The 7,995-nt window shown below is 45.9% G+C and carries 7 protein-coding genes; 3 read left to right on the forward strand and 4 right to left on the reverse strand.

The genetic code is table 11. The annotated features are described in order from the left end of the window. Nucleotides 1-991: 991 nt before the first annotated feature. The 3 genes from QUA13_RS30610 to QUA13_RS30620 all read right to left on the reverse strand — a co-directional run bounded on the left by QUA13_RS30610 (nt 992) and on the right by QUA13_RS30620 (nt 2,548). Entirely contained in the window at nt 992-1,390 is a 399-nt protein-coding gene (locus tag QUA13_RS30610; RefSeq protein WP_333204622.1) for an alr0857 family protein, read from the reverse strand. A gap of 160 nt (nt 1,391-1,550) precedes the next feature. Then, the gene (locus tag QUA13_RS30615) at nt 1,551-2,066 is read right to left on the reverse strand and encodes an HNH endonuclease (RefSeq protein ID WP_333190207.1); all 516 of its coding nucleotides are present in this window, start codon (nt 2,064-2,066) and stop codon (nt 1,551-1,553) included. 227 nt (nt 2,067-2,293) lie between these two features. After that, complete coding sequence (locus QUA13_RS30620; RefSeq protein ID WP_333204624.1) at nt 2,294-2,548, reverse strand: hypothetical protein; 255 nt, start codon at nt 2,546-2,548, stop codon at nt 2,294-2,296. Between the two features lie 93 nt (nt 2,549-2,641). Between QUA13_RS30620 and QUA13_RS30625 the strand changes: the two genes are divergently transcribed. Next, on the forward strand, nt 2,642-2,977 hold the full coding sequence (locus QUA13_RS30625; protein WP_039886507.1) for a ribbon-helix-helix domain-containing protein: 336 nt from the start codon (nt 2,642-2,644) through the stop codon (nt 2,975-2,977). 533 nt (nt 2,978-3,510) lie between these two features. After that, complete coding sequence (locus QUA13_RS30630) at nt 3,511-4,842, forward strand: D-alanyl-D-alanine carboxypeptidase (RefSeq protein ID WP_333204630.1); 1,332 nt, start codon at nt 3,511-3,513, stop codon at nt 4,840-4,842. 141 nt (nt 4,843-4,983) lie between these two features. Here QUA13_RS30630 and QUA13_RS30635 read toward each other — a convergent pair whose 3' ends face one another. Next, nucleotides 4,984-6,090 (reverse strand): N-acetylmuramoyl-L-alanine amidase-like domain-containing protein, encoded by a 1,107-nt coding sequence (locus QUA13_RS30635; protein ID WP_333204626.1) that lies wholly within the window; start codon nt 6,088-6,090, stop codon nt 4,984-4,986. Between the two features lie 509 nt (nt 6,091-6,599). Here QUA13_RS30635 and QUA13_RS30640 point away from each other — a divergent pair. Next, nucleotides 6,600-7,775 carry a serine hydrolase gene (locus tag QUA13_RS30640; protein ID WP_333204628.1) on the forward strand — a complete coding sequence of 392 codons (1,176 nt, stop codon included), beginning with the start codon at nt 6,600-6,602 and terminating at the stop codon, nt 7,773-7,775. Nucleotides 7,776-7,995 lie beyond the last annotated feature (220 nt).

The following is a 7,995-nucleotide window of genomic DNA, read 5'->3' on the forward strand; positions in this document are numbered from 1 at the left end:
TTTATGTATGACTGTACTTTAAGCCTTGGATAGCTTTCCTCGCCACTCACCCCAAAAAACTGTCCGGACTGTTGACGGAAGTATCAAGACTTTGGCAGAAGCTATCGCTCACTCTAAATCGGGCAGTAGAACTATCAAAAAAGGAAAACTTGCTGGAGTAGGAAGCGAAAACCAGCTCATATCAAATCCGGTAGCATCGTCGGGCGTAAAATCCAGTTCAGGGGCGACAATCGCGCCAAACCATTACAGGCTAATGTTTTAGCGCTTGGGATAACTTCATAAATTTGGGCTGACAGACTAAATAATCTCAATAGAGTAAAAAGTGCTTAGTTGTGATAAAAATGTGATAAAAACGAAAGGTCTCGTTAATACCACAAGACCCCAAGTGATAATATGCTACCCTCATTCTATCACAACATCCTCGAAAAATATCTCTACTCACAACAGCTATTTACGCTTCAGATGCTCGCACAAGTTGTTACAATCACAGCAACAAGTTAGAAGAGAATGATTAGCTGCAACCCTGCCATTAACCATCTTACAAAATAGTCGCCGCCGTCACCTACAACGTTTTTTGGCGTTGCTGGATTAAGGTATGATAAGCGCGATAGAGCAATCCTAAATGAGCCGTAAATTTTTTACCCCACCCCAGCCCTCCCCTTACTAAGGGGAGGGAGTAAGAAATTCACAAATGATTTAGGATAGCTATATATCTTCATCTCACTCGCTCGTAATGATTAATTGAATAGGGAACGGGAACACTATTAAACTTAAGATGTTGTTTCAACATCCATAAACTGACGACCGCAATCTGCACAAATGTGATGAGTGTTTACCTTGGATCTTACCGTTCTTACAGATGTCTTGGGAACAGCATTCAGGACATTGCATCAGGTTTGACCTCCCTTTATAGCACCATTATGCAACGCCGAAAATATTTCCTTCTTGCTTGTTCCCTCTTGCTTGTTCCCTCTTCCTTCCACATCCGATATTAATCACCGACTTCCCCGACAACCTCCGCAGCAGCCAGAGTTTCGAGCCAGAGTTTGAGCAGCAAGAACTCCGCCCGATCGCCCAACACAGTCGCAAACACGCCGTCAGCCCCCTCAGACGCGTCAGAAATCCACGTACCGCGCAGAGTCACTTCTACAAAGTCAGCATCAGCAACACAAAGGGCGATCGCATCGTTGTCGTCTCGGCGGGCCTCAGATTCCAACAGAGACAGCGCCGACAAATTCGCCGGCAGCAAAAATGCCGCAGTGCTCGGTTCGACGCTGATGCTTTGACCAACTCGCATAGCCAGCACAACTCGCAGCGCCACTAACTGTTCGGGAGATTGAGCCAAACGCTCGAGGTTAAAGCCCGTTTCAGTGTAAGTCAACTTCAGCATATTGACAGCCCTAAATTTGAAATTGAAAGTTGAAAATTGGTAATTGAAAATTGGTAATCGGGAATTTGGAATTGGGATTTAGGGCAGATTTTAGATGAGAATTACGCATCAATTTAAAATCTAAAATCTAAAATCTAAAATCTAAAATTCTTCCCATTCCCTATTCCCCAATTTGGTATTCGTGCCAAAACAGTTCGGCAAAAGCAACAGTGGGGTGTATGGGGGCCTTCGGCTTAGTTCGCAGAGACATTCCAGCTTCTACGGGAGTTCGATCGCCCTTACGGGAGTTGCACCGTTCGCAAGCAGTCACCACGTTGTCCCAAGTATGCGGGCCGCCCTTCGATCGAGGCATCACGTGATCTAGCGTCAAATGCCGGTTGCTACCGCAGTATTGGCAAGAATGAGCGTCGCGGCGCAGAACTTCCCGGCGATTGACCGGGGGCACTTTCCACAGGCGTTCCCTGTTGCCAAAAGTCAAGCGGATTTGTTCGGGTACGTGGATGCTGCTGCTGGGCGATCGTACCAGCCAGCCGTTGCCAATGCTAAAATCCAGAGGTTCAGCCTTGCCTGTTACTAACAGTACGATCGCCCGTTTGATGTTGACACGGCTCATCGGTAGGTAATTCTGAGAAAACACCACCACAGATTGCCTCAATACATCAGTTACTACGTTCACGGCTTGCTCCTCCTCGTCAATTTGGGATTTTAGATTTGGGATTTTAGATTTGGGATTTTGAATTTTGGGTGCTTCATCAGCATTGGCTACATCTGGTTTTTTGCCAGTTCCCCAAGCCGATCGAATTTTTCAAATATCAAATCAAATGCCCCCGCTTCTCTTACTTAGAAGCGGGGGCTAGAAAAACTGCTTTCATGCAAATTTTCATCCTGTCTTGGTACAGTCGTTTAGCTGTACCTCCCGCTTCGCGTATCTCGATGTGGCTGTGCCACTTGCAGACCGTGCCGGTCTACCTCGTTGTAATTAATTTCTGCAATTTGTCCTAATCCACTATAACCGTGTTTATTTATGCCCTGGCCCGCCCACGAAGTCGCTGAAACAGTCGCAAAACCCGTGCTAAAGACGTGCCGTAACGACTCGGAGCGACCCGTGGGGCGATCGCACTTCAGTTGATAGGTGGAGTAGGTGGGGAGAAATTTCACTGTAGGCAGAAGGTGGTTAAGAGGCTTTCAATCTAGCTGTAAACATACTACACTGATATTACACATATGTCCACCCGTCACGGAGAAAAAATTATGCATACCCTACCTAGAACCTCAACCACCGAAATGGAAGTCACCAGCATTCGACTCGAAAGAGAACTCAAGGAGAGACTTAAAGAGCTCGCGGGCAATCAAGGCTATCAAGCTTTGATTCGAGATTTGCTCTGGAATTACGTGCAGCAGAAGTCTGGAGAGTATCGGCAGATGTTTTCTCGATCGGATATTCGAGCCAGCATTAATGCCACAGCGCAGCAGGAGGAACGCTGCGCGCTTACAGGAGAGTTGATTCGACCGGGCGGGCCGATGTTATTAGGCCTGACGATGCACGGGGAAATGGTGCCGCTGAGTATAGGGAGTATGGCTGGATAAACCAGTTTATCGAAAATTTGTCAGAGCGATCGGCCTGGGGCCTTCACCCCAGGCGCTGAAGATCGTACGATTTTAGATTTTAGATTTTAGATTTTAGATTGGGGAATGGCTTATAAGATAAGGGTTTGGATCGCTGGTCTAGAGTTGCATTATTTTTGGGAACTGGTATAACAATACTTCGGACAGTTTTTGATTGCAAACCGTAGAATAAGGGTTTCAAGGCTCCAAGGCAATCGAGCTACCAACGGAAAATCGAGGGTTTCAGACTACGAACTAAAACAGTCCGGACTATTGGTATAAAATTTCGCAGTCTTTAAGCAATATCTATTTAACCAACCACGAAAACGCGTAACGCGAAGCGGCGCGTTTTCGTGGTTGGCGCGAAGAAAGATGGAGAAGAAGATAGCTAATGTCAGCGGTTCGCAATTGTGGTAACGCAGATGCGGATGCTCCAAAACGCGCGGGCTAATGCTAAACTTTCCATCGGGCGTGCCGAACAGACGATCGTACATTTGATGAAAAAAATTAAAGTAATGCTGAAAAACCGCTACTTGACTGCTGCGAGTTCGATCGCCCTTCTCACAATTATTGCCGGCTGCGCAGCTACTGAATCGCCCCAACTTGCATCTCCCTCTCCTGTAGCTGAATCTTCCCCGCCGCCGGTTAAACCAAGTCAGCCTCAGCCCTTAATAATTTCTGTTAACAATCCAGAAACCCCCACAAATACCAAAATCCAGCAATATCTCAACGGGTTGACAGCACAAGGTTTTGCCAAAGAAGACCAAGGGATCTGGATGCAATCTGGCAATACTTTGTTAGCCAATCATCAAGGTACAGTTCCTCTGTCAGCCGCTTCTATTACCAAAGTAGCAACATCTCTGGTAGCGCTGCAAGAATTCGGGCCGGAACATCAATTTATTACCTTAATTGGTACAACAGGAAAAATTGAAAACGGCGTATTAAAAGGCGATTTAATTGTTCAGGGAAGCGCCGATCCGTTGTTTGTTTGGGAAGAGGCGATCGCCCTCGGTAACGCCTTAAATCAAAAAGGCATCAAGCGAGTCACTGGCAGTTTGATAATTGTCGATAAGTTTTACATGAATTTTGAACTTGATCCCCTCAAATCTGGAGAATTGCTCAAACAAGGATTGAACAGTCAAATCTGGCCCAGCGAAGCCGCCGCCCAGTATCAAACACTACCTCCAAATACGCCGAAACCCCAAATAGAAATTGAGGGTACTGTAAAAGTTTTGCCAGCACCTCCCAACGGCGTTCAGCCTTTAGTAAAACATTATTCTTTACCCCTCGCCGAACTGATCAAAAAAATGAATCAGTACAGCAACAATCTCATGGCAGATATGCTAGCTGATACTGTCGGCGGTGCTAAAACAGTCGCGGAAAAAGCAGCAGCAGCAACCGGAGTTCCTCCCGCAGAAATTAAACTCGTCAACGGTTCGGGATTGAGCGAAGAAAATCTCATTTCTCCCCGGGCTGCTTGCGCGTTGTTTATAGCTTTAGAACGCTATCTTCAACCTTACAGCATGACAGTTGCTGATGTCTTAACTGTAGTTGGGAAAGATAAAGGAATACTGTCAGAACGGCCGCTTCCCAAATTAGCAGTAATCAAATCTGGCACATTGGATAATGTTAGCGCTTTGGGCGGAGCGCTGCCAACTCAAAAACAAGAAACAGTGTGGTTTGTGATTATGAATCGCGGGGCAAATGTCGAGACATTTCGCACTCAGCAAGAGGTTTTGCTGAAAAGCTTTTTGAATGAGTGGGGAAGTGTTCAAGTTTCGCCGCCGGAATTAACGCCAAATCCTGCTAGAAATAGTAAGGTATCTCGCAGCGAAATTGTTCAATAAACTGTTGTGCATTTAATTTGTATATTCCGGGCGGGCTAGAAGCCCACCCCACAACAGAGTGTGTAGGGTTCGTCAGCACAGAAGTTTTGAATTTGCAGCTAAAATAATGCAAGCTGATGCACCCTAGAAGTACAAACTAATTTAATAAGGTGTTTTCGCCCTAGCGACTACAATGCCGATCGCACTTTCGCCTCTCCTAATATATTTCTGCAAGTCGTAAGCAACTGTCACCTCGCCAGCCGGCGAAGCGTGAATTAAACCCATATTGCCGTCAGCATTGCGGTAGACTAAACCCGTGTGGGTGACATCCAATCCTTTAACCTCCGTGGCTACCGCTACAATATCCCCCGGTTTTAACTGAGAATAAACACTTTTTATCCTATTTGTCGGGATGTAATTAACAGTAGTTTTGGCTAAGTCTGCTTCTTGGCTGACAATGCACTGATAAGTTGCTTCGTCTTTGACCATTTGCGGGTAACTGCTGCGGTGCTGGCTCATGAAATTTAGTGTTTTCTTCATGGGCACTCCGCCTAATTCAGCGGTGATATTTTCCACTGTTTGCCGTTTTTGATTGTCGTTAATCCATTCGGAAAAATAATGCAATCTGCTACAATAACCGTTGATTTTACCGTTTAAATACCGCTGTTCTTCTATGCGATTTACAAAATTTTGATAGTCGTAATCTTGTACTGCTACGCCCCTGGCGATCGCCAAAACGGTTTCTACAAACAAAACGCAATCAAATTTATTTAAAGTTACAATCAACTTTTCTTCGCCGGATTTGTCCAGCAAACCCTCGGCGTAGGGCTTTCCTAGGAAATTATCCGCGATCGCCTGAACGATTTCTCCGATCGGTCGATCGTGCAAATTTTGTCGTTTTGCATACTGTACAACCTTTTCAAAACGTGCTATGTCTTCGGGTTGTGCAGCAGTTTCTCTCTCCGTATTATTTGAGTCTGGTCGTCTCGCCAGCACTTCCAGCAATTCGGAATAGGAAATTTCCGCTAAATTGTTGAAGTCCCACAACATACTCGGAAAACTGGAAACAGTTTGCTTGTTTGTTATTTCCAGATTTTTGCTTTCTCCCGTCAAGGAAAACGCTACATCCGCGCCCTGTCCTGCTGTTTGTCTATCGACAACATATTCCGTAGCAGATTGAGACTGAAATGCCCAAACATCAGGTATCAAAGAATTATTCACGCCGACGATCGCACATCCCAAAACAGCCAGACGCCAAAAATTTCTCATGTTTTTCAAAGGATTTTGCTTCAACTCAGTGCTATCCTGAAAATTTTACAATTACTCGAAGTCTCAATCAGCCTAGTAGACAGATAAAATTGGCAACAGCGGACTAGATCGATACACTTGTCATTTAGATGCCGCCCTATTATAAACTGATCGTGCGAGTTTGATAGCACAAAACTGTAATGCAAGTAGAACGCCGACGCCGCCCCATCGGGCCCCAACGCCCAATCGAGTCCCGACGCCAAAGCAGCGAGCGTCCAGTCCAGTCCCGACGCCAAAGCACCGAGCGCCGAGTCCCATCTCGTCGCCCAATCCAGACCCGACGCCCCATAGACCTCTTGCAAAAGTCGCTCTCAATTCTTGAAATTCTCTGGGTTAATCTGCGTTCATCTGCCTGGTATCTGCGGTTGACCGAGCGAGCAAAAATTCATGCAACAGGTCTAATCCAATCCCGACGACGCCAAAGCAGCCAGCGCCCAGTCGGACGCCGACGCCAAAGCAGCGAAGGCCCAGTGCCATCTCGTCGCCGAGTGAGGACGAAATTTTCTCGCTTAAAATACCGTAACATCCTGTGCTTAATTGCCGGGGCGATCGCGATCGGTTGGATTATCACAATACCGTTCAGAATTCGCCGTCCCCCTGAACCGCCAGTCATTTTGCCTCAACAGGTCATCTCGCCTCAAGAACCACTATCGCCACCGACAATTCAAACATCGGAAAATTTAGCCGATCGTCAAAGCGAGCCTACCTTTAGCTACAATATCAAAACACCTCCCAATCCAGTTTACTCTCAAGAATTGCAAGGGATTGTTGATGAAGCTGTGAAGATTGCAACCAGCAAAGGACTGCCTGCCGAACGGCTATCAATTAGCTTATTTGATGTCAGCAATTCCCAAAGTCACACCTTTGCCGGATATCAAAATCAAACTCTCCGATTTCCCGCTAGCGTTGCCAAATTATTTTGGATGGCAGCGTTTTACGCAGCCATAGAAAAAGGCCTCATTACGCAAAGAGAATCTGCCTTTAAAAACGACCTAGAGCAAATGATTCGCATCTCCAACAACGATGCTGCCAGCAGGCTTTTAGACAAAATCACAGATACAAAATCCGGCGGACGGCTCGCAGGAGAAGAGTTGCAAACATGGCTGAAAAAGCGCACTCAAATTAACACATTTTTCCAGTCAGCAGGCTACAATGATCTTCGTATAAGCACCAAAAATTATCCCATATACTATTTAAGACAAGAAGGGCCAATCGGTCGCGACTTGCAATTGCGGGGCGATGCTTCTCAGCCGATTCGCAATCAAGTAACTACCGACCAAGCCGCCAGATTAATATATGAAATCTATACTAGACAAGCGGTTTCTAGCGTCGCCAGCCGCAAAATGGCTTACTTGCTGACTAGAGACTTAGACCCCAAGGCCTGGAAAAATGACCCTAGCAATTCGATACAAGGATTTCTCGGCGAATCTTTACCAACTAATATTTATTTTGGTTCCAAAGTAGGCTATACCTCCAAATCCCGCAGCGAAGCGGCATTTGTTAGAACTTTAGACGATCGCGCGATTTATATCTTAGTTGTTTTCGCAGACGATCCGGCTTATGCCAAGGACGAAACAGCATTTCCAGCAATTTCTCGATACGTTTTCGACCGGCTAAACGCTCGCGGCCCCAGCATTTTGCCGTGATATCTAATAGGGCGGGTTGACTGTTGACTGTTGACTGTTAACTCTTAACTCTTAACTCTTAGTCGAAAAACTGAATGATGGTTAGATCCAATCCGGTAGCATGGGAATTATTCATCTCTCTGTTCTCTATCCTATGTTATTTCGTAACCGTTCAGGGGGGGTAGGAGAGTGAACGCAAAAAATGGTGTTCAAAATCTGGTAAATTAAATGACATGGAACA

The organism is Microcoleus sp. S28C3, from assembly GCF_036700785.1.
GTDB classification, from domain to species: Bacteria; Cyanobacteriota; Cyanobacteriia; order Cyanobacteriales; family Microcoleaceae; genus Microcoleus; species Microcoleus asticus.

Excerpts from the sequence above, each read along its gene's own strand:
- QUA13_RS30625 (WP_039886507.1), top strand. The coding sequence starts at position 2,642 with ATGCATACCCTACCTAGAACCTCAACCACCGAAATGGAAGTCACCAGC.
- QUA13_RS30630 (WP_333204630.1), top strand. The coding sequence starts at position 3,511 with ATGCTGAAAAACCGCTACTTGACTGCTGCGAGTTCGATCGCCCTTCTC.
- QUA13_RS30635 (WP_333204626.1), bottom strand. The coding sequence starts at position 6,090 with ATGAGAAATTTTTGGCGTCTGGCTGTTTTGGGATGTGCGATCGTCGGC.
- QUA13_RS30610 (WP_333204622.1), bottom strand. The coding sequence starts at position 1,390 with ATGCTGAAGTTGACTTACACTGAAACGGGCTTTAACCTCGAGCGTTTG.